The 26739-nt window shown below is 54.2% G+C and carries 19 protein-coding genes; 10 read left to right on the top strand and 9 right to left on the bottom strand.

Annotation, left to right across the window (positions count from 1 at the left end):
• The first annotated feature begins 106 nt into the window (after positions 1-106).
• Complete coding sequence (gene pflA / locus HHI26_RS16345; protein WP_133841041.1) at positions 107-847, top strand: pyruvate formate lyase 1-activating protein; 741 nt, start codon at positions 107-109, stop codon at positions 845-847.
• Positions 848-912: 65 nt separating this feature from the next.
• Here the strand turns inward: pflA and HHI26_RS16340 are convergent, their stop codons facing one another.
• The 6 genes from HHI26_RS16340 to lrp all read right to left on the bottom strand — a co-directional run bounded on the left by HHI26_RS16340 (position 913) and on the right by lrp (position 9918).
• Positions 913-2067 carry an MFS transporter gene (locus HHI26_RS16340; RefSeq protein ID WP_159337135.1) on the bottom strand — a complete coding sequence of 385 codons (1155 nt, stop codon included), beginning with the start codon at positions 2065-2067 and terminating at the stop codon, positions 913-915.
• A gap of 328 nt (positions 2068-2395) precedes the next feature.
• On the bottom strand, positions 2396-3688 hold the full coding sequence (serS, locus tag HHI26_RS16335; RefSeq protein WP_171149377.1) for a serine--tRNA ligase: 1293 nt from the start codon (positions 3686-3688) through the stop codon (positions 2396-2398).
• Positions 3689-3784: 96 nt separating this feature from the next.
• Complete coding sequence (locus HHI26_RS16330) at positions 3785-5128, bottom strand: replication-associated recombination protein A (RefSeq protein ID WP_167864862.1); 1344 nt, start codon at positions 5126-5128, stop codon at positions 3785-3787.
• A 7-nt stretch (positions 5129-5135) separates the two neighbouring features.
• A complete protein-coding gene (gene lolA, locus HHI26_RS16325; RefSeq protein WP_133841045.1) occupies positions 5136-5747 on the bottom strand; it encodes an outer membrane lipoprotein chaperone LolA in 612 nt (203 codons plus the stop codon).
• Between the two features lie 197 nt (positions 5748-5944).
• Positions 5945-9304: a DNA translocase FtsK 4TM domain-containing protein gene (locus HHI26_RS16320; RefSeq protein ID WP_171149376.1), complete on the bottom strand. Its 3360-nt coding sequence runs from the start codon at positions 9302-9304 to the stop codon at positions 5945-5947.
• A 119-nt stretch (positions 9305-9423) separates the two neighbouring features.
• Positions 9424-9918, bottom strand: coding sequence for a leucine-responsive transcriptional regulator Lrp (lrp, locus tag HHI26_RS16315; protein WP_133841047.1), 495 nt, complete (start codon positions 9916-9918; stop codon positions 9424-9426).
• Positions 9919-10441: 523 nt separating this feature from the next.
• Between lrp and trxB the strand changes: the two genes are divergently transcribed.
• From trxB to HHI26_RS16280, 7 genes are all read left to right on the top strand, one after another.
• Positions 10442-11407: a thioredoxin-disulfide reductase gene (gene trxB, locus HHI26_RS16310; RefSeq protein ID WP_171149375.1), complete on the top strand. Its 966-nt coding sequence runs from the start codon at positions 10442-10444 to the stop codon at positions 11405-11407.
• A 147-nt stretch (positions 11408-11554) separates the two neighbouring features.
• Positions 11555-13324 carry a cysteine/glutathione ABC transporter permease/ATP-binding protein CydD gene (gene cydD / locus HHI26_RS16305; protein ID WP_133841049.1) on the top strand — a complete coding sequence of 590 codons (1770 nt, stop codon included), beginning with the start codon at positions 11555-11557 and terminating at the stop codon, positions 13322-13324.
• Positions 13321-15051: a cysteine/glutathione ABC transporter ATP-binding protein/permease CydC gene (gene cydC, locus HHI26_RS16300; RefSeq protein ID WP_133841050.1), complete on the top strand. Its 1731-nt coding sequence runs from the start codon at positions 13321-13323 to the stop codon at positions 15049-15051. Before cydD ends, cydC begins: the two co-directional genes overlap by 4 nt.
• A 32-nt stretch (positions 15052-15083) precedes the next feature.
• Positions 15084-15776 carry a leucyl/phenylalanyl-tRNA--protein transferase gene (gene aat, locus HHI26_RS16295; RefSeq protein ID WP_133841051.1) on the top strand — a complete coding sequence of 231 codons (693 nt, stop codon included), beginning with the start codon at positions 15084-15086 and terminating at the stop codon, positions 15774-15776.
• Between the two features lie 360 nt (positions 15777-16136).
• Entirely contained in the window at positions 16137-16355 is a 219-nt protein-coding gene (gene infA, locus HHI26_RS16290) for a translation initiation factor IF-1 (RefSeq protein WP_002211347.1), read from the top strand.
• Between the two features lie 196 nt (positions 16356-16551).
• A complete protein-coding gene (locus HHI26_RS16285) occupies positions 16552-19011 on the top strand; it encodes an autotransporter domain-containing protein (RefSeq protein ID WP_159337138.1) in 2460 nt (819 codons plus the stop codon).
• 7 nt (positions 19012-19018) lie between these two features.
• Positions 19019-19846 (top strand): cutinase family protein, encoded by an 828-nt coding sequence (locus HHI26_RS16280; RefSeq protein WP_339505787.1) that lies wholly within the window; start codon positions 19019-19021, stop codon positions 19844-19846.
• Positions 19847-19904: 58 nt separating this feature from the next.
• Here HHI26_RS16280 and clpA read toward each other — a convergent pair whose 3' ends face one another.
• Entirely contained in the window at positions 19905-22181 is a 2277-nt protein-coding gene (gene clpA, locus HHI26_RS16275) for an ATP-dependent Clp protease ATP-binding subunit ClpA (protein ID WP_133841055.1), read from the bottom strand.
• A 31-nt stretch (positions 22182-22212) separates the two neighbouring features.
• Positions 22213-22533 (bottom strand): ATP-dependent Clp protease adapter ClpS, encoded by a 321-nt coding sequence (gene clpS, locus HHI26_RS16270; RefSeq protein WP_133841056.1) that lies wholly within the window; start codon positions 22531-22533, stop codon positions 22213-22215.
• 321 nt (positions 22534-22854) lie between these two features.
• Between clpS and cspD the strand changes: the two genes are divergently transcribed.
• Entirely contained in the window at positions 22855-23082 is a 228-nt protein-coding gene (gene cspD, locus HHI26_RS16265; RefSeq protein WP_133841057.1) for a cold shock-like protein CspD, read from the top strand.
• A gap of 146 nt (positions 23083-23228) precedes the next feature.
• Here the strand turns inward: cspD and HHI26_RS16260 are convergent, their stop codons facing one another.
• Positions 23229-24887, bottom strand: a complete 1659-nt coding sequence (locus HHI26_RS16260; protein WP_171149373.1) for an ATP-dependent endonuclease — start codon at positions 24885-24887, stop codon at positions 23229-23231.
• Between the two features lie 199 nt (positions 24888-25086).
• On the opposite strand from HHI26_RS16260, the gene hcp reads away from it, so the two are divergent.
• The gene (gene hcp / locus HHI26_RS16255) at positions 25087-26739 is read left to right on the top strand and encodes a hydroxylamine reductase (RefSeq protein WP_133841059.1); all 1653 of its coding nucleotides are present in this window, start codon (positions 25087-25089) and stop codon (positions 26737-26739) included.

The raw sequence follows: 26739 nt of genomic DNA, 5'->3' as shown, positions 1-26739 counted from the left end.
GGGGCCTGCTCACCACCAGCCGGTTTTGTCAGTCGCCTAATATGGACGCCTGCCAAAACAGACTTAACACAGCTAAAGACTGTGTCACCGTGGAGAATTCATCGCAATGTCAGTACTCGGTCGCATCCACTCTTTTGAATCCTGCGGGACCGTTGACGGCCCCGGCATCCGTTTTATCACCTTCTTCCAGGGCTGCCTGATGCGCTGCCTGTATTGCCATAACCGTGATACTTGGGATACGCACGGCGGCAAAGAAATCACCGTAGAAGAACTGATGAAAGACGTGGTGTCATATCGCCACTTCATGAATGCTTCTGGCGGTGGTGTTACCGCGTCAGGCGGGGAAGCTATCCTGCAAGCCGAATTCGTACGTGACTGGTTCCGTGCCTGTAAAGCTGAAGGGATTAATACCTGCCTGGATACTAACGGTTTTGTTCGCCGCTATGACCCGGTGATTGACGAACTGCTCGACGTTACCGATCTGGTGATGCTCGACCTTAAGCAGATCAATGATGATGTCCACCAGATTCTGGTCGGCGTATCCAACCACCGTACACTCGATTTTGCTCGTTATCTGTCCAAGCGTAACATTCGCACCTGGATCCGCTATGTTGTTGTGCCAGGCTATTCTGATGATGATGAATCGGCTCATCGTCTGGGTGAGTTCACACGCGATATGGGCAATGTTGAGAAAATCGAACTGCTGCCCTATCACGAACTGGGCAAACATAAGTGGGTGGCAATGGGGGAAGAGTACAAGCTGGACGGCGTTCATCCACCGAAAGCCGACACGATGGAACGGGTCAAAAGTATTCTCGAAAGCTACGGTCACTACGTGATGTATTAGCGGTTCGGACTCAATTTTAGTGATTAAAAAGGCTGGCCAGAAGGTCAGCCTTTTTAATGTCTGTTTTATGCGTGTGCCACAGGATTGGCGTGGTGATCGGCCTTACGCAGCAACATCGCCAGATACACCATTGCGACCGCGGCAATCATTACAAACAGCAAGCGGTCTGAATAGCTTTGCATCAACATTGAGGTCATCGTCGGCCCCACCAGACTGCCAACGGTATAACTCAGCAGCAGCGCCTGATTCATCGCAACCAGTTCATGGTGGGCAACGGTTTCACACGCCCAGGACATCGCCACTGGATAAAGAGTAAAGCCTGCACAGCCGAGAATAAACAAGGCAGGTGCCATCGCAGCATTACTCAGCATCGCCAGAGCGCCGAGGATCACCACAAACACCTGCACCCGCAACACCAAAAGGCGCCCATAACGATCTGCAAGGCGGCCTACCGGCCACTGGCCAATAATACCGGCGCTCACCAGTAACGCCATCCAGTAACCTACCGTTGAGTCACTCATCCCCTGATGCGAAAGGTAAAGCGGCATCAGACCATATAACGACCCCAGAACAATGCCTGAAATAATACAGCCATTGATACCAAGACGGGCATTACGGCGGCGCAGCATCGGCCACAGCCGCCCTGCAGGTGTTTCTTCGTCACCTTCCTGGCTGGCAGTGACACGACAAAAGACCAATGGCAGAACCGCCGCCAGTATCACACTGCTGACCCAGGGGAGAACGTGCATCAATTCAGTCGAGACTTTGCTGACCAGTAATTGCCCGATAACCGTGCCAATATAATAAATGATCATATAGGCAGCCAGCAGTCGCCCACGGTTACGCAGCGTCCCGTTACACAGCAGCGCACTTTCCACCACAACCCAGATCAGCGCACAGCCAATACCGGCCACAAAGCGCCATAGTGTCCAGGACCAGAAGCCGGTACCCAGCGCCAGTGCCAGCGTTGCCAGAGCAAAGACCAGAGAGGCGAGATAGTAGCTACGGTTAAAGCCATAGCGTTTGATCACCCAACCCGCAATCAGCGTTCCCAGCAGGTTCCCGCAGTAATATGACGAGCTGACCATCCCCACCTGCCAGGTCGGCAGTGCATCATGCGTGAGCCAGAGCGGCACCAGCGTATTGAGCACAGCAATAGAGACTGTTAGCAGCAGCAAGCCGCACAGCAGCACCAAAACAGGACGTGACCAGGTGGACATAGTAGTTGGGGGACCGAAAACGAGGGAGATTTTGCGCGCATCATGCCACTGAGTAGACGATTGGAAAAGCACAATAAAAAGGCAATAGCACGATTTGTAGCTACGCGATTTAAAATTTTTATCTTCAATGGCTTAGAGCTGTTTAGCAGAGGACTGTCGACGGAATTATCTTATTGAATTCACATGTAATAAGTCAGAATAGCATCACTATTATCCATCATTATTTTTGCTCAATCTCTGACAATAAAAAACCCGCCAGTGGCGGGTTTTTCAAAACACTGTTCAGGGCGACTTATCCTGCTGGTACAGCCTCGAACCTGTGCGTGGATCAGCCAATAAACTCCAGGCCTTTCATATACGGACGCAGAACATCCGGTACGGCGATACGGCCATCAGCCTGCTGGTAGTTTTCCAGCACCGCAACCAGAGTACGACCCACTGCCAGGCCAGAGCCATTCAGGGTGTGTACCAGGCGTGTTGCTTTCTCACCACGTGGACGGCAGCGCGCTTTCATACGACGCGCCTGGAAATCGCCCATATTGGAGCAGGACGAGATCTCACGGTAGGTATCCTGCGCTGGCAACCACACTTCCAGATCGTAAGTTTTGTGAGAACCAAAGCCCATGTCACCAGTACAGAGCAGTACTTTACGGTATGGCAGGTTCAGCAGTTGCAGCACTTTCTCTGCATGACCCACCAGTTCTTCCAGCGCATCCATTGAGTCTTCAGGGCGTGTAATATGCACCATTTCAACTTTATCGAACTGATGCATGCGGATCAGACCACGAGTGTCACGACCATACGCGCCAGCTTCGGAACGGAAACATGGCGTATGTGCGGTCATTTTGATCGGCAGTGATTCTTCTTCCAGAATCTCATCGCGTACCAGGTTGGTCAGCGGGACTTCGGAGGTCGGGATCAGAGCATAGTTGCTGCTGGAGGCTTCTTCTTCCAACGGACGTGTATGGAACAGGTCTTCGCCAAATTTAGGCAACTGGCCCGTGCCGTACAGGCTGGCATGATTCACCAGGTAAGGTACGTAGGTTTCCAGGTAGCCATGCTGCTCGGTATGCAGATCGAGCATGAACTGGCTCAAAGCACGATGCATCAGTGCAATCTGGCCTTTCATCACGATAAAACGTGAACCGGTCAGTTTAACTGCGGCGGCAAAATCGAGGCCTGCGGCCATTTCGCCCAGCTCAACGTGGTCGCGCACCGCGAAGTCAAACTTGCGCGGCTCACCCCAGCGACTGATTTCCTGGTTTTCACTGTCATCTTTGCCCAGTGGAACTACATCCGCAGGGATATTGGGAATGGCCATTGAAAAGTCATTGATACTGGTCAACAGTGCATCCAGCTCTGCTTTTGCAGCGTCCAGGCGTTCGCCCAGTACGTTCACTTCCTGACGCAATGGCTCGATGTCTTCCCCACGTGCTTTGGCCTGCCCGATGGATTTGGATCGCGAGTTACGCTCTGCCTGCAGATTTTCAGTTTCGACCTGCAGTACTTTACGACGCTCTTCGTGTGCGCGCAGCGTATCAACGTTCAGCTTATAGCCACGGCGTGCCAGTTTTTCAGCGACTGCGTCTGGCTCAGTACGCAGTAGATTGGGATCGAGCATGCTTGTCCTGTGATGATTGATTGAGTTAAAAAAGAAGGGGCGCACCGACATATCGAATGCGTTGAATTCATTGCTAACCTTACCGCAACGTCACTGTCAGCGGTAGCGTTTTGTCGGGCTATTTTGATCCTGTTCAATCAACCAGGCGAGCTTTTCACCAATCTTCCCTTCCAGCCCACGCGTGGTCGGATGGTAATAGCGGGTTTGTGCCATTTGCGCCGGGAAATAGTCCTCACCTGCTGCATACGCGTTAGGTTCATCGTGGGCATAACGGTATTCCGCTCCCAGCCCCATTTCTTTCATCAGTTTGGTTGGCGCATTACGTAAATGTTCAGGAACATCATAATCCGGGCTTTCACGCGCATCACGCATGGCCGCTTTGAAAGCGTTATACACCGCGTTGCTTTTTGGCGCGCAGGCCAGGTAAACAATCGCCTGGGCGATCGCCCGCTCACCTTCTGCCGGGCCGACACGAGTAAAACAATCCCAGGCAGAGATCGCTACCTGCATGCCACGCGGATCCGCGTTGCCAACATCTTCGGAGGCGATAGCCAGCAAACGTCGCGCGACATACAGCGGATCACCGCCTGCGGTAATGATCCGTGCATACCAGTAAAGTGCCGCATCCGGGGCCGACCCCCGCACTGATTTGTGCAGCGCCGATATGAGATCGTAGAAACGGTCACCTTTATTATCAAAGCGTGCGCTACGCTCGCCAGACACTTCATTGAGCAACTGCGGCGTCAGTTCACGCTTGCCTTTGCTATTCACCTCAGCCATATCGGCCATCATTTCCAGCGTATTCAGCGCGCGGCGCGCATCGCCGTTGACCAGCTCAGCAATCATATTGCGGGTATTTTCAGGCAGGATGATGTTGTCATTACCATAGCCACGCTCACCGTCTTGCATCGCCTGGTTCAGCACGGCAGCAATGTCTTCCGTGGTCAGAGATTTCAACAGATACACGCGGGCACGCGATAACAGCGCTGAATTCAGTTCGAATGAGGGATTTTCCGTTGTGGCACCGATAAAGGTAATGGTGCCATCTTCAATATGTGGCAGAAAAGCATCTTGCTGGCTTTTATTAAAACGGTGAACTTCATCAACAAACAGGATGGTACGCCGACCTGCATTGCGGTTTTGCCGCGCACGCTCAATCGCCTCACGGATCTCTTTCACCCCGGAGGTGACAGCGGAAATGCGCTCAACGTCAGCCTGTCCATAGTGACCGATAATTTCGGCCAGCGTGGTTTTCCCCGTCCCCGGCGGTCCCCATAGAATCATCGAGTGAAGATGACCCGCCTCAATAGCGCGCGGCAGCGGTTTACCCGCTGCCAGCAGATGCTGCTGGCCAATATACTCGGCCAGCGTACGTGGCCGCATACGCGCGGCCAGAGGCTGAAACTCATTACGGGAAAAGTCGAGGGACAGGTTACTCACGCAAACCTCACTGACGCTGGTCGTCCACAGTTACACCCTTAGGTGGTGTGAACTTGAACTTATCGGCACTGATGCTGCCATTTTGCTGGCTTTTCAACGTATAACTGCTGCGCTGCCCATCCTGCTCTACCGCGCTGAACTGATTGATGGTGCCATTGGTCGCCACGTTGATGGTGAACTGCTTCAGGTTGCCATCAGCATTTTTTGGCGTCAGAGAGAAGTCATCCCCTTTTTGCGCAACGTTGTATTGCTTCCAGTCACTCGCCTGGTTACGTGCAATCAGCATAAAGGGGGTATTGCTGGTGGCATCTTTCACCCAGCTGGCGCTAACCTGCTCAACAAACGGATTGTAGAACCATAACGTTTTACCATCGGAAATCAGGGTGCTTTCATCCGGCGCTGTCATATGCCAGTTGAACAGGTTCGGACGCTGAACCCACATCTCACCTTCGCCATCCTGCACCGATGCACCGGTGCTGTCGGTTACTTTTTGACTAAACGTGGCATGGAAACTTTTCACCTTATCCAGGCGTTGCTGCAAATCGCCAGATGCATCAGCCCAGGCGGTAACCGAGGAAAAAGCAGCCAACACACAGCAGGAAATCATTAATTTTTTCATTACGGCATCCTTATTGAAACTCTTGTATCCCGTTCGGGTTAAGCGTGACGTGGATAACTTTAGCCAGGCGCTGATAACAACAACAGGAGAAAAAACTGAATCTCCCAGTCCGTATCCTACAAATATTGGGACTGCTGTCAGGAATTCAACGGGCCAGGCAGTGCCTGACCCGTTGATGGTGAGCGAAACAAGAAGACTTAACGCTCATGCGGAGGTGGTGCCAGCACCTCGCGGTTCCCGTTATGCCCCGGTGACGAAACAATTCCCTGCGCTTCCATCTGTTCAATGATACGCGCAGCACGGTTATAACCGATACGGAATTGCCGCTGAACGCCGGAAATCGAGGCGCGACGCTTGTCGACAACGAACTCAACGGCCTGGTCGAACAACTGGTCCAGCTCTTCGTCACCGTCAACGCCACCCGCACCCGATTCAGTATCGTCGCCGCCGCTAAGGATACCTTCTTTATACTGAGGACGTTCGCGTGCCTTCCAGTCTTTCACGACGGCATGCACTTCCTGGTCGCGAACAAAGGCACCATGGACTCGGACCGGAATAGAAGAGTTAGGTGCCAGATACAGCATGTCACCCATGCCCAGCAAAGATTCTGCACCCGACTGATCGAGAATGGTACGTGAGTCAATTTTACTGGATACCGTAAAGGCAATACGTGTCGGAATATTGGCCTTAATCAGACCGGTGATCACATCCACAGAAGGTCGCTGTGTGGCCAGCACCAGATGAATCCCCGCCGCACGTGCTTTCTGTGCCAGACGTGCGATCAGCTCTTCCACTTTTTTGCCGACGGTCATGATCAGGTCTGCAAACTCATCCACCATCACCACGATATAAGGCTCTTTTTCCAGTACCGGTGGTGTCATATCCATGCTGTCGGTTGGCTTCCAGAACGGGTCAGGGATGGGACGCCCCATCGCCTCAGCCATATCCACCTTCTCGTTATAGCCCGCGATGTTACGCACACCCAGTGCCGACATCAGCTTGTAACGACGCTCCATCTCAACCACACACCAGCGCAACGCATTGGCCGCATCTTTCATGTCGGTGACCACATCGGTTAACAGATGTGGAATGCCTTCATACACCGACAATTCGAGCATTTTCGGGTCGATCATAATAAAGCGCACTTCTTTTGGCGTGGCTTTATACAAGATACTGAGGATCATGGCATTAACGCCTACCGACTTACCGGAACCGGTCGTACCGGCAACCAGCAAGTGAGGCATTTTGCCCAAATCGGCTACCACTGGATCGCCGGAAATATCTTTGCCCAGCACAATCGACAACGGGGAGGGATTATCACGGAATGCCGGGCAATCCAGCACTTCTCGCAGATAAACCGTCTGGCGATTCAGATTAGGCAACTCCAGCCCCACATATGGACGGCCAGGGATGACTTCCACCACACGCACGGCAACAGCTGACAATGAGCGAGCCAGATCCCGCGACAGGTTAGAGATACGCGCAGCTTTTACGCCCGGCGCCAAATCCAGCTCAAAGCGGGTGATAACCGGACCCGGTGAGTACCCAACCACCTCAGCCTTCACGCGATAGTCAGCCAGCCGCGCCTCAATCAAACGAGCGGTCTGCTCAAGCGCAAACTGGTCTACCGGTTCCGTTTCGGCTGGCGGCGACGCTAACAAATCGAGCGTTGGCAGCGGCGTGGTTGGTTTGTACGTTGGCTGCTCATGACGCATCAGGAACGGATGGATCAAACTGTCCATATCCGGTTCTTGCGGCTTCACTGGCTGGGCCGTCACAGGAGGTGCAGCAGCGGGTTGCCAGGCAGGAGAAGTCTGCGCAATGGGAGCCTGCGGTTGCGCCTCTTCGGGCTGTTGCCACTGTGACTGAACGGGGGCAACGGACTCTGTTTCCGGTGCTGCCGACAGCGTAAACAATGGCTCAGTCGGGCCGTCATTGACCAGATCGTCCATCGGTGAGAAATCGAAAGCACCGGAGGTATCAAGCGTAAAGGTTGGGCTTTGGCCTGACGTTTCGGCGGCATAACGCTGCTGCTGCTGTTCAGCAAACTGACGCGCCAGCGCCGCCTGTTGCAGTGCTTCTTCATCTTCAGCAGCAAACTCTTCGCCGTAACGCTGCTGTTCCCGTGCCAGGAACGCTTCACGTAGCTGTGCCTGTTCCGCATCATCCTGCTCGTCAGGCGTGACAGCCTGCCAGGCATCTCCTTCAGCAACCTCTGGCTGCAGGGACTCCTGCTCTTTGGCTTTTTCTTCCGCCATGCGCTGCGAAGGCAACTTAATGCCGTAAGAAGCCAATTCGCGGCGTGTCGGCAATTTTACTGGATTTGGGCGCGGCAGTTCAGGGCCGATACCCTGCTTAACCTGGGGATTAAGATCGTCGCCACTGGTTGCCGTAAAGCCCGGCATAAACGGCATATTACTGCTGGCTGACTGTGCAACAGCACCAAGCGCAGCTCCGGTTGCAGCAGCAGCTACTGAGGCTGGATGAGAGGCATGTGGTGTGGAGAAATCAAACGGCGAAGCCGCTGAGGTATCCTGCCAGTTGCCCATCTGCGGACCGTCTTCTTCATCAACCGGTAGCGAAGGCGCTGGCGTCCTGGCTTCTGCTGGCACTTCAAAACGATAGAGCGATGGTTGTGGCGGTGCCACTGGTGTGGAAACCTGCACCTCAGCCTGGGCTGCGTATTCCTGAGCAGGAGCAATGACCGGCGCAACGGGGGCAATCGCAGATTGCTGCGCAGGAACCGAAACAACATCGCTGGATGTCGGTTTGGCCAGCAGCGGATCGTCCTGCTCGCCCTCCTCATCATCTGCGTGAACAGGCTGTTGTTTCGTCAGCAGTACGTCGTAGTGATCGTCAGCATGCATCGGTGCACTGCGTACCGCTACCGGCGCATCCACTTCATCTTCATCGTCTTCTTCATGCCATTTCTCATCAGCACGTGAGCGATTACTGGCGAAAGTCAGTACTCCCATCACCACGCCACCAATCTTCTCGGCAATCGTCAGCCATGACCAGCCGGTATAGAGCGTCAGCCCCGCTGCCCAGATGCACAGCAGGGTTAGCGTGCCGCCCGGCCCGCTAAAATAGGGAGCCATCGCATTGCTTAACAAGCTGCCAATCACACCACCCGACGCAAAATACCAAATATCGTCAGCATTCAATGCGGCCAGACCACAGGAAGTAACCACCAGCGCCAGCACGCCAATCATGCGCAAACCAACGGCAAAATAGTCAATGTAATCCTGGAAGTGGCGTCGGCTGAACGTGATCCAGCACAGGCCTAAAATCACGGGAGGAAGCGCATAAGCCATCACGCCAAAGATAAAGAATAGCGTATCTGCAAGCCACGCCCCAACGCCACCACCGATGTTGTGGATAGGTTCGTGCCAGGCGGTTTGTGACCAACTGGGATCGGAAGGATTGAAGCTCACCAGCGCCACCATCAGATAAATGGCGAAAAGAGCAACAACAATTAATAGCGCTTCCAGCAGGCGACGCCCGCTGCTCAACGGTTCTAACGAAACGTCTTTATCTTCTGTGTATTCCTGGCTCAAGAGTACTCTCCAGGTGCCTGTAAACTATGGAGGTAACAGCGCCGGGCATGCCCGGCGCTGAACCTGTATGAATTCACAGGAGTGTACCGAAAACTAACAGGTTTTGCACCTGCCCTGTGTTACCGGGTTTTAATCACTAACCGGTTACTTTGTTTCACTTCTTCCATGACCACATAAGTACGGGTATCGTTCACACCCGGCAGACGTAGCAAGGTTTCGCCCAGCAATTTACGGTACGCAGACATATCTGGAACACGGGTTTTTAGCAGATAGTCAAAATCACCGGAAACGAGGTGACACTCTTGAGTTTCCTCAAGTTTTTGTACTGCGGCGTTAAACTGCTCAAACACATCAGGCGCACCACGATTCAGAGTAATCTCAACGAATACCAGAAGTGATGCATCCAGATAGTGCGGATTTAACTGAGCAGTGTAGCCGAGAATGAAGTTCTGTCGCTCCAGACGGCGAACGCGCTCAAGGCACGGCGTGGGTGATAGGCCTACGCGCTTGGAAAGCTCGACGTTAGAAATACGCCCATCTTTCTGCAGTTCATTCAGGATGTTGCGGTCAATTCTGTCGAGATCTTTACCCGGCCGTTTTTTATTGTCTACCATTATTATTGTCTCTCTTAAATTTCTTCCCTTTACCTGCCATACCCTGAACGACTCAATGTAACAGGGTTGATCTAAGTGAAGACATCGAGCCTGTCGCGGTATTAAACGCTCTATCTGCATGACGCATGTTGTCTGTCCACACCATGCGTCATTCCAAATAACAGGCTGAGTATATCGGGCGATAAACGCAAAATCCGGGATGAAACCCTGACTTAGGTGACCAAATACACTCTGCTTCCCATAATGTTTTCGCAAAAGCGCAGCCGATTGTCAAAGCAAAACAAACAAAATCAGTACAACATGCCAAAGCGAATGCTGTCTCTCTGTTTTTCAATGACAATTTTGTCGCCAAAATGACAAAAAATGGCTGAAATGCTATTTTTCCACCCTCACCCTGTCATACGGACAACGATTGGCCAGACCTTTTTCATTAATTGTTAACAAAATCGCAGAATGCTTTTTTTGCCTCGCTAAATTCCCTACAATCCGGGTATAGGTTTGCCAGTCAATTAATGAGGGTCTCATGGGTACGGCTAAACACAGTAAATTACTGATTCTGGGCTCGGGCCCGGCAGGTTATACCGCTGCCGTGTATGCAGCCCGCGCTAACCTGAACCCGGTGCTGATCACCGGTCTGGAAAAAGGGGGTCAGCTGACCACCACCACCGACGTGGAAAACTGGCCAGGCGATCCGAACGAGCTGACCGGGCCACTGCTGATGGAACGCATGCACGAGCACGCGGTGAAATTTAACACCGAGATCATTTTCGATCATATCCACAGCGTGGATCTGCAAAACCGCCCGTTCCGGCTGACCGGCGATGAAGGTGTGTACACTGCTGATGTACTGATTATTGCTACCGGTGCATCCGCTCGTTACCTGGGTCTGCCTTCAGAGGAAGCGTTCAAAGGTCGCGGTGTTTCAGCCTGCGCCACCTGTGACGGTTTCTTCTACCGTAACCAAAAAGTCGCGGTGATTGGCGGTGGTAACACCGCAGTGGAAGAAGCGCTTTATCTGGCGAATATCGCCGCCGAAGTGCATCTGATCCACCGTCGCGATAGCTTCCGTGCGGAAAAAATCCTGATTGACCGTCTGAATGAAAAGGTCAAAAACGGCAATATCGTGCTGCATACTGACCACACGCTGGATGAAGTGCTGGGCGATCAGATGGGCGTCAGCTCATTGCGTCTGCGCTCCACCAAAGACGATCAGACTAAAACACTGGAAGTCGCAGGCTTGTTCGTTGCTATCGGTCACAGCCCGAACACCGCTATCTTTAATGGTCAGTTAGCACTGGAAAATGGTTACATCAAAGTCCAGTCCGGACTTCAGGGTAATGCCACGCAGACCAGCATTCCGGGCGTATTCGCAGCAGGTGATGTGATGGACCATATTTACCGCCAGGCGATTACCTCTGCCGGAACGGGCTGTATGGCCGCCCTGGACGCAGAGCGTTATCTTGACGGTTTAGTTAAAAATAATCAGTAAGTTGTTAAAACTCTGAGCTAATCTTGCCTAAGGCGACGAGCAATTGTCGCCTTTTTATCCTCCGCATTGTAACATTGCCGCGCTTGACACCTATCTTCCTGGGGCCTTTGCCTCACTACTGTTTACGTCAGGGCAATACGGCAACAGATGAATAAAACACGACAACAACAACTCACCCGCTGGCTGAAAAGTCAGAGTGTGCATGGCCATCGCTGGCTGCGCCTCTCATACCTGCTAGGCACATTGAGCGCCCTGCTGATCTTAGCCCAGGCCTGGTTTCTTGCCTCGCTGCTTCAGGCCCTGCTGATTGACCATCAGCCGCGTGATAGCCAGCTGCTGCATTTTATTCTGCTACTGGCCTGCTTTGCGGGTCGTGCCTTTCTGGCATGGCTGCGCGAAAAGATCGGTTTCAAAACCGGCCAGGCTATCCGCCAGACCCTGCGCCGTCAGGTATTGAACCGTCTGTCTGATCTCGGGCCCGCCTGGATTCAGGGTAAACCCGCCGGGAGCTGGGCCACATTGCTGCTGGAACAGATTGAGGAGATGCAGGATTACTATGCGCGCTATTTGCCGCAGATGATGCTGGCGGGGATCATCCCATTGCTGGTACTGATCCTGCTGTTCCCGGTGAACTGGGCAGCCTCGCTGATCCTGCTGGCGACTGCACCATTGATCCCCTTATTTATGGCAATGGTGGGAATGGGTGCTGCCGATGCAAACCGCCGTAACTTTCAGGCACTGGCACGTCTGAGCGGTCAGTTCCTTGACCGTCTGCGCGGGCTGGAAACGTTACGTCTGTTTCACCGCGCACAGGCTGAAACCGCCACCATCGCAGAAGCGTCCGAGCAGTTCCGTCTGCGCACCATGGAAGTGCTGCGCATGGCGTTTCTGTCCTCGGCGGTGCTGGAGTTCTTCGCGTCAATCTCCATTGCCCTGATCGCGGTCTATTTCGGTTTCTCTTATCTTGGCGTCTTCAATTTTGGTCACTACAGCACCCCGGTTACCCTGTTTGCCGGGTTCCTCGTGCTGATACTCGCCCCTGAATTTTACCAGCCACTGCGTGACCTTGGGACTTACTACCATGCCAAGGCACAGGCGATTGGCGCCGCCGATGCGCTGCAAACCTTCCTTGAAGAGAGTGAGTCTGCCTCAGTTGAACGTGGATCGCTGACTCCGGACCTGAGTAATGGATTGAGTCTGGTGGCCCAGGATCTGGTCATCACTACGGCAGAAGGCACACCGCTTGCGGGTCCACTGAGTTTTACTTTACAACCGGGACAACGCGTGGCGCTGGTCGGGCAAAGCGGTGCGGGCAAAACTTCGCTGATGAATGTGCTGCTCGGCTACCTGCCCTATCGCGGTTCGCTGCTGATTAATGGCACAGAGCTGCGAGATATCGCTCTGCCGCACTGGCAGTTGCAGCTGGCCTGGGTGGGCCAAAACCCGCACCTTCCCGCCGGTACACTGCGGCAGAACATTTTGCTGAGCGGTAATAGCGATGAAGCCCGTCTTCACCAGGTGCTGGCACTGGCTGGTGTGAATGAATTCCTCTCACAGTTACCCGCGGGTCTTGACAGTGAAACCGGTGATCAGGCTGCGGGGCTTTCTGTTGGCCAGGCGCAGCGTGTTGCCGTTGCACGTGCGTTGATGAAGCCCTGCCAGCTGCTGCTGCTGGATGAACCTGATGCCAGCCTCGATGCGCACAGTGAACAGCATGTTAACCACGCGCTGTTACAGGCTTCTCATGCCCAGAGTACGCTGTTGATCACCCACCAGCTCGATCGCCTGGATCAGTGGGATGAAATCTGGCTGATGCGCAAAGGCGAAATTGTTCAGACAGGAAGCTGGGAGGCTCTGGCCCATCAACCAGGCCCATTTGCAGACCTGATGGCCCAGCGAGGAGGATCGCTCGAATGAAAACCCTGCTGCCGTTTTTAAGACTCTATCGTCGCCATATCCTGCGGTTACTGGCGGGCATTGTGCTGGCTGTGCTGACGCTACTGGCCAGTATCGGCCTGCTGACGCTGTCGGGCTGGTTCCTCGCCGCGACGTCTCTGGCGGGCGTCGCCGGGATCTACAGCTTTAACTATATGCTTCCTGCCGCCGGGGTTCGCGGCACGGCAATCAGCCGTACGGTGGCACGCTACCTGGAGCGCCTGGTCAGCCACGACACTACCTTCCGTGTGCTTCAGCATCTGCGGGTATTCACCTTCAGCAAGCTGCTGCCGCTCTCTCCTGCCGGTATCGCCCGTTTCCGTGAAGGCGATTTGCTCAACCGTCTGGTGGCGGATGTGGATACGCTGGATCATCTCTATCTGCGTGTCATTTCACCGTTGGTGGGGGCGCTGGCCGTCATTGTGGTGGTGACGATCGGCCTGAGCTGGCTGGATACCAGTCTGGCACTGACCCTTGGCGCACTGATGCTGCTGACGCTGATTGTTATCCCTCCTGTGTTTTACCGTGCCGGGCTGCCGGTAGGCGCTGATTTAACTCGCCTGCGTGGCGAATATCGCAGCGGCCTGACCCGCTGGCTTCAGGGGCAAGCCGAATTAAGTCTGTATGGGGCTGCCAGCCAGTTCCGCAGCACAATGAATGCCACCGAGCAGGACTGGCTGGCAGCGCAACAGCGTCAGGCGAGCCTGACCGGGATGTCTCAGGGACTGGTGATGTTGATGGGTGGCATCGCCGTCACGCTGCTGTTGTGGTTAAGTGCTGTTGGCATCGGCGGCGATCCTTATCCTGGTGCTTACATTGCGCTGTTTGTCTTCTGTGCGCTGGCGGCCTTTGAAGCGCTGGCACCGGTCGGTACTGCATTCCAGCATCTCGGCCACGTTATCGCCTCAGCAAAACGCGTTTCACAGATTATCGAACAGCGACCGGCCGTTAACTTCACAGCGGAAAGTGGAACATTACAGAGTGCTGGTGCGGCGCTGAGCCTGAGTGATGTCAGCTTCCGTTACGGCGAAGGCCCGTACGCCCTTGCCGGGCTAACGCTTGAGATTGGCGCTGGCGAACATATCGCCCTGCTCGGTCGGACTGGCTGCGGCAAGTCCACGCTGTTGCAACTACTCACCCGCGCCTGGGACCCGCAACAAGGGACTATCCTGTTGAATGGTCAACCGCTGACTGACTGGAGTGAAGCCGATTTACGTGCCCGCACCAGCGTGGTCACCCAGCGTGTGCATCTGTTCAGCGCCAGCCTGCGTGACAATCTACTGCTGGCCGCACCGGCATGCCGCGATGAGCAGCTGTGTGATGCCCTTCATCAGGTCGGGCTGGAGACACTGCTGGATAATGATCAGGGACTCAATGCCTGGCTGGGTGAAGGCGGTCGTCAGCTTTCCGGTGGGGAGCTGCGCCGACTGGGTCTGGCGCGCGCGTTGCTGCACGGCGGCGATTTAATGTTACTGGATGAACCGACGGAAGGCCTGGATGCGGAAACCGAACAGCAGATCCTGGCTTTGCTGCGCCAGGTCGCCCGCGGGAAAACCCTGATTATGGTGACGCACCGTCTGCGGGGTCTGGCACATTTCGATCGAATTTGTGTTATGGATAGCGGCCAGATTATTGAACAAGGCAATCACCAGGAATTAGTCTCAAAACAGGGCCGATACTGGACATTTCTGCAGCGCTTTGCGCTATAGTCATTACCTTTCGTGCTGATGAGTATTGCCCGATGCGCCTGATCCAGCTCTCACGTGAATCGCTTAATTTCCCGCCGCCAGAAATGGCGTTGCGGGAACCCAATGGCCTGCTGGCAATGGGGGGAGACCTCAGTCCGCAGCGTTTGCTTAACGCTTATCATCGGGGCATTTTTCCGTGGTTTTCCCCTGGCGATCCTATCCTCTGGTGGTCACCCGATCCGCGGGCAGTGCTGCTGCCTGAACATTTCCATCTCAGCCGCAGTATGAAACGCTTTCATCAAAAATCCCCTTATCAGGTCACACTGAACCAACAATTTCAGCAGGTGATAGAAGGCTGCGCCAGCGATCGTAATGAAGGAACCTGGATCACCCATGAGGTGAAACGCGCCTGGCAAAAGTTGCATGAGCTGGGACACGCACAGTCGATAGAAGTATGGCGTGGTGAAGACCTGGTCGGCGGTATGTACGGGCTGGAACTGGGGCAAATCTTTTGCGGTGAATCGATGTTCAGCCGCAGCGAGAATGCCTCCAAAACGGCATTGCTGGTCTTCAGTGAGTACTTTCAGCAACAGGGTGGCAAGTTAATCGACTGCCAGGTGCTTAATCCTCATACCCTCTCTCTGGGCGCGCAGGAAATTCCCCGCGCGGCCTACCTGCAATATGTCCATTCTCTGGCGCATCAGCCTCTTTCTGCTGATTGCTGGCAGCCACGTCGGCTTTTTTAATGCAATCCTTCTATGTTTTGCACGCAACAGGGCAAGAACAGTGATATAATATGCGCGTTTGGTATGTCGTCCGCCTTTCACCGGTACAAGATGGTGATGCGGAATACCAGGCTGGGAATCTCAACGCACCTTTTCAGAACTGTTTTAATCGTGCGACCAAAGCATATTTTAAACAGATTCTTAGCCCGCTGTTCCCCCACGCTGACGTCACTGACTCCAGATTAATTCGTAATCCGTCTGCGCCAGGTGCGCGTCAGAGGGATTGATGTGGATGAATTCATCCGCAATTCTTTACTTAATACGTGAAATTCGGCATTATCTCGCCGGTTCAAAACTAAGGTAGTCCACCTAGAGGATTCGATGGCCAAAGAAGACAATATTGAAATGCAGGGTACCGTACTCGATACGTTACCTAACACCATGTTCCGCGTTGAATTGGAAAACGGTCACGTGGTTACCGCTCATATCTCCGGTAAAATGCGCAAAAACTACATCCGCATCCTGACGGGCGACAAAGTCACTGTAGAGCTGACCCCGTACGACCTGAGCAAAGGCCGCATTGTCTTCCGTAGTCGCTAAGTGACCCATTCTGAGGTGCTGCCGCGTTAATCGCCAGCAGTACCGCTACGCCAAACCGGACTGCTTTCAGTCCGGTTTTTTTACGCCTGAAATATATTGATTCGTGCCCCTAAAGTGCCGTTGCCTCCTTGCCGATAAATCAGATAATTCTTAAAAATGGGTACCTCAACCTTATAATTCTGATGGTGGCAAATAAATGATAAGAACGCTGCACTCTTTCCCTCTTAAACCGCTGGTTATTGCACTGGCGGCGGCTCAAAGTCTGACGTCTCTGGCACATGCCATCCCAACACAGACTGAGCAGGTTGTTGACGCCAGTTATAGCTATACGACAACACTGAGCCCCACTACTGATATTCTGACGTTCACACCTGACGCCAACTTTTCCATCTCCAGCATTGCGGTAAATAACCAGCAGCATACCCAACGGGTGGATAATCAGGGCATTCTCAACTCGATTTACTCATCGACGCTGATGAACCAGGGGATCATCGACACCCTGCGCAATTCAGGTCAGCTCACTATTGGTTCCAACAGTGGAATGGTTTTATCGGGCGGCGCGATTTACAACACCAATAACGCCACCATTACTAACCTGATTAACAGCGGTACCATCAGTACCAATGGTACGTCTATGCCGATGCCCGGTATGGGAGCTGCGGGGATTCAGAACAATGGAATCATTACGACACTGACTAATCAGGCGCTCGGCACTATTTCCAGCACTAATACGGCCATCTTCAATTCAGGTACCATTACCGAGCTGAACAACGAGGGCACCATTCGTCAGTTGGGTAATAGCAACATCTATATTGGAACGGCTATCACCAACTACGGCACGCTGACGACCCTTAATAACAGCGGTACTATCATCGGGAATGTCACCAGTTACTCCATGACCGACCTGGTGATAAACGGTGGGAACATCCGACGTGGGATACTGACCGGCATCACAAGTGATTCGATAATCTTACCAAACTCAACGCTCGGTACACTGGGCAGTTACAATGCTAATCTCGCTTTCCAGCAGGGCAAGCTTTGGTTGAATGATAATGTCGGGCTCGGCAGCAACGGTACACTGACCAATAGCGCTGACGTTCTGATTACCCAACCGGTAAACATTAATGGGAATTATCATCAAACTGCTGCGGCCGTCCTGAATATTGGTGTTACCGACTTTACAAACGCTAACGGCAGCACTCTCGATGTGGGCTACGGCCGCCTGAACGTGAATGGCAATGCACAGATAGACCCGGGGTCGTCCATTCGCTTAACCAGTACTGGCAGCAGCTATGGTTTCGCCAGCGGCCAGCGCTATGTAGTGATCAATGCCACCACGGCCGATTATAATGCCGCCATGCTGCATTACAGCGCTGACACGTTTAATGGGACAGTGACAGGTGCAGCGATTAGCGACGAAGTCAATAATACCAATAACCTGGTCGTTTATCTGTCCGGCGGTAATAACAGCGGTGGCGGTAATAACAACGGTGGCGGCAATACGCCAAAGCCGGGTAAACCGCTTCCGACGACGGGCAATGCCATCTCGTCACTGAATGGTCTGTCGAGCTACAGCGGTATCTCTTCCCCTGCGCTGCTGAATCTCTTCAACGCCTCAAAAACCATCACCACGGAAGCGGAAGCCAACCGCATCGGCGAGCAGCTTTCCCCTGGCCAGAACAGCATGGCGTCCGCTGCCACCTCGGCCGCATCCATGGATGCCCTGGGCGTGGTTGGCACGCATCTGGACGGCCTGCGCATCACCCCGGGCGCCAGCGCACGCGGTATCGCCACCGGTGATGACAGCCTCGACTGGGCCGCCTGGGGCAAACCGTTCTACGGCAGCGCGCGTCAGGGCATGGTCGATAACGTCAGCGGTTACCGCGCACATTACGGCGGCCTGGTGCTGGGTGCCGACCGTCAGATTCTGGACAGCTGGCGTGCCGGTGCGGCGTTAAGCTACAGCCGCACCTCCGTTAAAGGCCAGGATAACGTGAAAGGCAGCAGCAGCGACGTTGACGCATGGGGCGGCATTCTCTATGCCACCTACAGCGGCGAGCCGTGGTTCGTCAACCTCAGCACCAGCCTGACCCGCCAGTCTTATGACAGCCAGCGTCAGGTGGCCTTCGACGGCTTCAACGACAACGCCAGCGCGCACTTTACCGGGCAGCAGGTGGCACTGAAGTCGGAGGTCGGTTATCCGCTGGCATTAGGGGCTAACACCACACTGACCCCGCTGGCCAGCCTGAGCTACAGCTACCTGCATCAGGGCAGCTACCAGGAAAACAGCGACAATGGCAGTGCGCTGGATGTCGACAGCGCGCACAGCCAGTCGGTCGAAAGCAGCCTCGGCGGTAAACTGGCGCACAGCTGGTCAACGCCTGCCGGCGACCTGTCTCCGTTTGTCCAGGTAATGTGGACCCATCAGTACGATCGCAGCCCGATGACCACTAACTCCGGTTTCAGCGCGGACAGCCTGGGGGAAACCCGCTTTACCTCACAGGGCGCCCGCCAGGCTGCAGACAGTGCGGATACCAGCGTTGGTGTTTCACTGGCCCATGCCGACGACCTCACGCTGGAAGCGCGGTACGACCTGCAAACTGCACCGCAGTTCATGGGTCAGACCGTCAGCCTGCAAGTGCGTAAGCTGTTCTAAGCCACGGGTGAAATTCACATCCCGTTGCGTTGGGTTACTGTGGTGCAGCCTGCTCATCGGTTGCGCCACCGATAACCGAGTTGTCACCGCCGACGCCATTGCGCGTGCGGCGGGTTTACAGCAGGGTGAAATCAACGCCGCCCCCTTTGTACTCAGCTGGTGGGGGCGCATTCGCGATCCTCAGCAGCCTGTGCATCTCTATATTGAAGGTGATGGTTTTGCCTGGGTCACTCCCAGTCAGCCCTCACGCGATCCCACCCCGTTTAACCCTACTGCGCTTAAACTTGCCGCTGCCGACCCTGCCCTGAATGTGGTCTATCTGGCACGTCCCTGCCAGTACATCCCAATGACGCGCAATCCCGTCTGTAACAAGAGCTGGTGGACCGACCGCCGCTTTGCTCCAGAGGTGATTAATGCAATGAATAAAGCCATCACACAGATTGCCCGCCAGGCCCCGGGTCAGCCGCTCGTGCTGGTAGGCTACTCGGGTGGTGGTGCGGTGGCTGCGTTAGTCGCGGCGCGGCGCCATGATGTGCAGTCGCTGCGCACGGTGGCGGGAAATCTCGATATGGATGAGGTGAACCGTCTGCACCAGGCCAGCCCGATGCCGCAGTCACTGAATGCTAAAGACGTTGCCCCCACGCTGGCAGGGCTACCGCAGATCCACTTCTCTGGCAGTGAGGATCGGGTGGTGCCAAACAGCGTTGCACGAGGCTATGCCGATGCCAGCGACTCTTCCTGCGTACAAATCGTTGAGGTTCCCGGGCTGACGCATGGTGGCCATTGGGAAGCACACTGGTCCAGGTTACTGGCACAACAGCCCGCCTGCAAATAGATAAAAAAAAGCCTGATGAATCATCATCAGGCTTTTTTATTCACGCAGGTCCGGCAAATTAATGCACGGTCCCCTCCGCTTTACGCTTCTCCGCACTCAGGAAGTGATAAGTAAGCTGGTTTTTATCTTTATCCAGCGCCACCGACACCGATCCCCCATCAACCAGTGAACCAAACAGCAGCTCATTGGCTAACGGTTTCTTCAGGCTTTCCTGAACGGTACGCGCCATTGGGCGTGCGCCCATTGCCTTGTCGTAGCCTTTCTCAGCCAGCCAGTCACGGGCATCGTCACTCACTTCCAGCGAGACACCTTTCGCATCCAACTGGGCCTGGAGTTCGACGATAAACTTGTCGACTACCTGATGGATCACAGCCTGGTCGAGATGTTTGAACCAGATGATGTTATCCAGGCGGTTACGGAACTCTGGTGTGAAGATCTTTTTGATCTCTTCCATCGCATCGGTACTGTTGTCCTGCTGGATCAGGCCGATAGATTTACGTTCCGTTTCACGTACCCCGGCGTTCGTGGTCATCACGACCACCACGTTACGGAAGTCCGCTTTACGGCCGTTATTATCCGTCAGCATACCGTTATCCATCACCTGCAACAGCAGGTTGAAGACATCCGGGTGTGCTTTCTCAATTTCATCCAGCAATACCACCGCATGCGGATGTTTGATCACCGCATCGGTTAACAGGCCGCCCTGATCAAAACCAACATAGCCAGGAGGCGCACCAATCAGACGACTGACGGTGTGACGTTCCATATACTCGGACATATCAAAGCGCAGCAGCTCAATACCCAACGCTTTCGCCAGCTGAACCGTGACCTCGGTTTTCCCGACACCGGTCGGGCCGGCAAACAGGAAGGAACCAACAGGTTTACGATCCTGGCCCAAACCTGCACGGCTCATTTTGATCGCTTCGGTCAGCACTTCAATAGCGTTATCCTGGCCGAATACCAGCATCTTCAGGCGATCGCCCAGCGTTTTCAGTGAGTCACGGTCGGAAGCCGACACGCTCTTCTCAGGAATACGGGCAATACGCGCCACCACCGTTTCGATATCCGACACGTTGACGGTTTTTTTGCGTTTGCTGACCGGCATCAGACGCGCACGGGCACCGGCTTCATCAATGACGTCAATCGCCTTATCGGGCAGATGACGATCGTTGATGTATTTCACCGCCAGCTCCACCGCAGCTCGCACCGCTTTTGCGGTATAACGAACATCGTGATGCGCTTCGTATTTAGGTTTCAGACCATTGATGATCTGTACTGTTTCTTCGACCGTTGGTTCAGTAATATCTATTTTCTGGAAGCGACGTGCCAGTGCACGGTCTTTTTCGAAAATATTGCTGAATTCCTGGTAGGTGGTGGAGCCCATCACGCGAATTTTTCCGCCCGACAGCAACGGTTTAATCAGGTTCGCGGCATCCACCTGGCCGCCAGACGCTGCGCCAGCCCCGATAATAGTATGAATTTCATCGATAAACAGAATGCTGCTGGTGTCCTGCTCAAGCTGTTTCAGTAACGCTTTAAAGCGTTTCTCAAAGTCACCACGGTATTTGGTGCCCGCCAGCAAAGAGCCGATATCCAGTGAGTAGATGGTGCAATCTTTCATCACTTCCGGCACATCGCCCTGCACAATCCGCCAGGCAAGCCCTTCCGCAATCGCCGTTTTACCGACGCCAGATTCCCCCACCAGCAGTGGGTTATTTTTACGACGGCGGCAGAGAACCTGAACGGCGCGTTCCAGCTCTTTATCACGGCCGATCAGCGGATCAATTCCGCCTACACGGGCAAGCTGGTTAAGGTTGGTGGTGAAGTTTTCCATACGTTCCTCCCCGCCTGCTTGCTCTTCATTAACCGGATTCTCAGCACCCGATGCCGGGCCTGGTTCATCTTTGCGTGTGCCGTGTGAGATGTAGTTCACCACATCAAGACGACTGACTTCATGTTTGCGCAGCAAATAAGCAGCCTGCGACTCCTGCTCGCTAAAGATCGCGACCAGTACGTTAGCGCCCGCGACTTCGCTGCGGCCGGATGACTGCACGTGGAAAACAGCACGTTGCAGTACGCGTTGGAAACTTAGCGTCGGCTGTGTGTCGCGCTCTTCTTCGCTGACCGGCAAGACCGGGGTGGTTTGTTCAATGAAAGCTTCGAGCTCCTGCCGTAACGCGACAATATCCACCGTACAGGCTTCCAGTGCCTCTCTGGCCGACGGGTTACTGAGCAATGCCAGTAACAAATGCTCGACGGTCATAAACTCATGTCGGTGCTCGCGCGCTCTGGCGAAAGCCATGTTTAAACTGAGTTCCAGTTCTTGATTGAGCATAGGCACCTCCCCCACAAATAGATCGCCTTATTCAGGCTTTTTCCAGCGTACAAAGCAACGGATGCTCATTTTCCCTGGCATACTTGTTCACATTAGCGACTTTAGTCTCTGCGACTTCAGCAGTAAACACACCGCATATCGCCTTTCCCTGGTAGTGAACCGCGAGCATCAGTTGCGTTGCACGTTCAACATCATAAGAAAAGAACTTTTGCAGAACGTCAATAACAAATTCCATAGGCGTATAATCGTCATTATTCAGAATAACTTTATACATCGAGGGTGGCTTGAGCTCCTCACGGACTTTATCGTCTGCAAGCTTTTCAAAATTAAGCCAATCGTTAGTCTTTCCCATACCTACCCAGTGTGATCAACATTGCTTACTTACGCCAGACTAACATCATTCATGTTAGGAATAACATGAGCACAATGTTGTACAGCGCGGTTGAAATTGTGTACAGAAATCATCAATCGCGACCTTCATCACAAAATTCGCAATAGCGTTAACTGCTTCAAATTTTGATGATTTCATCCCCATCATAACCGCCCGTTTGCTTGACCCTTGATGCCAATTCTCTACAGTACAAACACAGGCTGAATGAAGATTAACCAGCCGTCAGGTTTTTAAACCTGGACACCTCACTCAATTTGAATGTCTTGCGAGGGATGTAGAAGCATGGAGACGGGTACTGTTAAGTGGTTTAATAACGCCAAAGGCTTCGGTTTCATCTGTCCGGTGGGCGGCGGCGAGGATATTTTCGCTCACTACTCAACGATTAAGATGGACGGTTACAGAACGCTGAAAGCCGGGCAACAAGTCCAGTTTGATTTGCATCAGGGCCCAAAAGGCAATCATGCCAGCCTCATCGTCCCTGTTGAAGAGGCCATCGCTATCAGCGCATGACCCTTTACTCATTCTGTACAACCCTGCGACAAAATGCCAGCCAGTGATGCTGGCATTTTTATTGGGCGCTCTGCTCACTCTCCTAATATGGGTGGACAGATGCGTTTTTCAACCCAGGCAGAATGCCATGAACGGAAATAACGGCATTAATCCGCTTTCCCTCGCGCCAGCCTCTGTACGCTGGCAAACATGTTACGCAGCAAAGGCGGTACTGACTCCGTTCCGCGTTCAGCGGCATCCATCGCCACTGAAATGGCCAGCTCCGGCTTGGAAGCGTGCTGGAGGGCCTTGCCAATAATTCGCCGCATATTCATCGGTACATTGGGAGGCAGCCTGGCGATACGATGATAGACCGCAGCAAAACCCGCTTTGTACAGGAAATGCTCCATATCCAGTGCGGGTAATTGCGTCAGGTGCTGGTGTTCGTCTGCCCGCGCCTGATCCAGCATACTGCGAGCCGTAGCAGCATATTTCTTTCCGGCATCATCGCCATCGGTGAGAACATGCCATTCAATGCCCATACGCTGAGCGAATTTCAGCAACGGCTTTAACCCGGACTGGGCGAACTCAATCACCTTCACGCCTTCTGCCGCAAAATGATAACCGCACTGGCGCGCCAGCTCGTTCATCACCCACACCTCTGTTTCACCTTCCACCAGCAACCAGCAGCGGGCAAACAGCGAAGACGGGCGGTTAAAACGAATGTGAAAAGCGATGCGTCGGCTGTCCTCAGCGCTCATGCCTGCGGAGCCAATACGCCACGCGGCTACGCGCTGTGGCTCGCGTACCAGGCGACACACCTGCTCCACCGGCACTTGCGACAGCAGTTCACCCGAGTTCGTGGTGACGATTTTTTGCAGGGGCAGCAGGGAGAGTAACTCCCAGGCCACTGCCAGCATGGTCGGGTGCAGGCGGGTTTCCGGGTCTTCCACCAGTAATAAAGGCCGGGCCTGCGCATCCAACTGCTGCGCGCCACGCGCCTGAACCAGCAGGGCAAACATGCGCAACAGGATCAGTCGACGGCTACGGTCGCCTTCGGCAATCAGGTGATTCATCTCCCGCAGATGACGCCAGCCACTGCCGGATTCACGCTGCTGGGGAGGGACACGGCTGGCCGGAAGAGAGGCCTGGGACGACTGAAAAGAAAAATAGTGTTCCACCAGTTGTTGCAGGGTATTCAGCCCTTCGCGCAGTGCGGTATCCGTCAGATTTTGCGGGCAGATCGCCCCGTCACGCATCAGATCTTCCATCATACTTGTCAGTTCAGTCAGCGGCGCAGACGGTGCTGCATCGTGTGGCTGGCGTCGGCTGAAACGTGCATCGCGCAGGCGCAGCACGGGATGCAGGCGGATCAGTGCTGTTATCGCCTCCGTCGCCTGGTCACCGCTAATGATGCTTTGTCCCCGGGCATCTCGAAACTGTCGGCGGGTTACTATCTGTTCTTCGTCCAGCAGCCGCCCCTCGATACAGAGTTCAAGACGGCGCAATCCGCCTTCGCCTCGCCACCACAGGGAGGAAAGCGGCTGATACTGCACCGCTTCCGCCTCACCCACCTCGCGTTCGCAAAACGTCAGTACGATCTGCACATCGCGTTCCCGACGATGCCGTTCACCCGGCAGGTAATGAAAATCATGCCGCCTGAACTGGTACAGATCCTGCTGAGGAGCCAGCAACAGCGTCAGCGCATCCAGCAGGCTGGATTTCCCCCAGGCATTTTCGCCAATCAGAACGTTGTTTCCTTCCAGCGGCAACGACAAGCGGTTGATGCCACGAAAGCCGACGATGGCCATTTTTTCCAGAATCATCTTTGCCCCTTTTTGCTTTTGTATTGAGAATGGTCGGCCTGCGTCGGTGGGTCAAGCCACGGAGAAAAAACGCTATTTGCCTTTGCAGAATTGCGCCAGATCAAACCAGGGCAGGTTAATCTTTACGGCTGCTTGTATCCCGGGCCGTAATCTCATACATAAAGATGCATATTAAATACATCTTATAAAAGGTGAGACCATGTTCTGTATTCAATGTGAGCAAACAATGCGTACTCCGGTCGGCGACGGCTGTGCTTACGCGCAAGGTATGTGCGGTAAAACAGCGGAAACGTCCGATCTACAGGATCTGCTGGTGGCGGTGCTTCAGGGCTTGTCAGCCTGGGCACTTCAGGCACGCAGTCTGGGAATTATCGATCACGAAGTGGATAATTTCGCCCCGCGCGCGTTTTTCTCCACGCTGACTAACGTCAACTTTGATTCCGCGCGTATCGTTGATTATGCGTTTGAAGCGATCGCCCTGCGCGATCGTCTGCAACAGCGCTGCGTGCAGAGAGGGGGTAGCCTGCTTCTCGATCACCCGCTCGCCGCGCTCAACCTGGCAAGCCATGAAATCGCCGGGTTGCAGCAGCAGGCCGCACAGTTTGCACTGAACGAGGGTGGCGCGGATGCCGATACCCTCGGGTTGCGTCTGCTCTGTCTCTATGGACTAAAAGGGGCGGCAGCCTACATGGAGCATGCACACGTCCATAACCGCTTCGATAACGCGATCTATGCTGAGTATCATCAGATCATGGCCTGGCTGGGGACAAACCCTTCTGCCACCAACGATCTGGTGGCCTGCGCCATGCAGATCGGCAAAATGAACTTCACCATTATGGGGATGCTGGATGAAGCGCAAACGACGGTTTATGGCGATCCGCAGCCCGTCACCGTCAATGTCCGCCCGGTGGCCGGCAAGGCGATCCTGATTTCTGGTCACGACCTGAAAGACCTCCAGTTCCTGCTGGAGCAGACCGCCGGAAGAGGCATTAACGTTTTCACCCACGGCGAGATGTTACCTGCCCACGGCTACCCGGAACTCAAAAAATACCCGCATCTGGTGGGTAACTACGGCAGTGGCTGGCAGAACCAGCAAACGGAGTTTGCCCGCTTCCCAGGCCCGATAGTGATGACCTCCAACTGCATTATTGACCCGCTGGTAGGCGATTATCAGCAGCGTATCTGGACACGCAGCATCGTCGGCTGGCCTGGCGTCAATCACCTGGAAGGTGACGATTTCTCTGCCGTCATCGACCAGGCAGAGAGTATGCCGGGCTTCCCCTGGAGTGAAATTCCTCATGAGATCACTGTCGGCTTCGGGCGTAAAGTGCTGCTGGATGCCTGTGACAGTATCATCGACCTGGTAAGCCGCCAGAAACTGCGCCATGTGTTCCTGGTGGGTGGCTGTGATGGCAGCCGTGACCAGCGTAGCTATTACACGGATATGGCGCTGGCGATCCCACAGGACTGCCTGGTGCTGACGCTGGCCTGCGGGAAATACCGCTTCAATAAACTGGAGTTTGGCCATATCGAAGGGTTACCACGCCTGCTGGACGTGGGCCAGTGTAACGACAGCTACGCGGCCATTATGCTGGCGGTCAGACTGGCAGAAAAACTCAACTGCGGCGTCAACGACCTGCCGCTGTCACTGCTGCTTTCGTGGTTTGAACAAAAAGCCATTGTCGTACTGCTCACGCTGTTATCACTGGGGGTAAAAAACATTCGTACCGGCCCAACCTCCCCGGCATTCCTCACCGATAACCTGCTGGCACTGTTGCAAAAAGAGTTCGGTATGATCCCGGTTAGCAGCGTGGAAAACGATCTGGCCACCATCCTCGGCAACGTGGAGTAA

The sequence above is a fragment of the Erwinia sp. JH02 genome, assembly GCF_013074405.1.
Lineage (GTDB): Bacteria > Pseudomonadota > Gammaproteobacteria > Enterobacterales > Enterobacteriaceae > Erwinia > Erwinia rhapontici.
The sequence above is the reverse complement of the archived record's forward strand: the minus strand, read 5'-3'. Positions and strand labels throughout refer to the sequence as shown.

Bases quoted from the DNA above. Each gene is read 5' to 3' on its own strand.
- aat (WP_133841051.1), top strand. From the start codon at position 15,084: ATGCGCCTGATCCAGCTCTCACGTGAATCGCTTAATTTCCCGCCGCCA.
- clpA (WP_133841055.1), bottom strand. From the start codon at position 22,181: ATGCTCAATCAAGAACTGGAACTCAGTTTAAACATGGCTTTCGCCAGA.
- HHI26_RS16340 (WP_159337135.1), bottom strand. From the start codon at position 2,067: ATGTCCACCTGGTCACGTCCTGTTTTGGTGCTGCTGTGCGGCTTGCTG.
- cspD (WP_133841057.1), top strand. From the start codon at position 22,855: ATGGAGACGGGTACTGTTAAGTGGTTTAATAACGCCAAAGGCTTCGGT.
- trxB (WP_171149375.1), top strand. From the start codon at position 10,442: ATGGGTACGGCTAAACACAGTAAATTACTGATTCTGGGCTCGGGCCCG.
- pflA (WP_133841041.1), top strand. From the start codon at position 107: ATGTCAGTACTCGGTCGCATCCACTCTTTTGAATCCTGCGGGACCGTT.
- lrp (WP_133841047.1), bottom strand. From the start codon at position 9,918: ATGGTAGACAATAAAAAACGGCCGGGTAAAGATCTCGACAGAATTGAC.
- cydC (WP_133841050.1), top strand. From the start codon at position 13,321: ATGAAAACCCTGCTGCCGTTTTTAAGACTCTATCGTCGCCATATCCTG.
- clpS (WP_133841056.1), bottom strand. From the start codon at position 22,533: ATGGGAAAGACTAACGATTGGCTTAATTTTGAAAAGCTTGCAGACGAT.
- lolA (WP_133841045.1), bottom strand. From the start codon at position 5,747: ATGAAAAAATTAATGATTTCCTGCTGTGTGTTGGCTGCTTTTTCCTCG.
- HHI26_RS16260 (WP_171149373.1), bottom strand. From the start codon at position 24,887: ATGATTCTGGAAAAAATGGCCATCGTCGGCTTTCGTGGCATCAACCGC.
- infA (WP_002211347.1), top strand. From the start codon at position 16,137: ATGGCCAAAGAAGACAATATTGAAATGCAGGGTACCGTACTCGATACG.
- HHI26_RS16285 (WP_159337138.1), top strand. From the start codon at position 16,552: ATGATAAGAACGCTGCACTCTTTCCCTCTTAAACCGCTGGTTATTGCA.
- cydD (WP_133841049.1), top strand. From the start codon at position 11,555: ATGAATAAAACACGACAACAACAACTCACCCGCTGGCTGAAAAGTCAG.
- serS (WP_171149377.1), bottom strand. From the start codon at position 3,688: ATGCTCGATCCCAATCTACTGCGTACTGAGCCAGACGCAGTCGCTGAA.
- hcp (WP_133841059.1), top strand. From the start codon at position 25,087: ATGTTCTGTATTCAATGTGAGCAAACAATGCGTACTCCGGTCGGCGAC.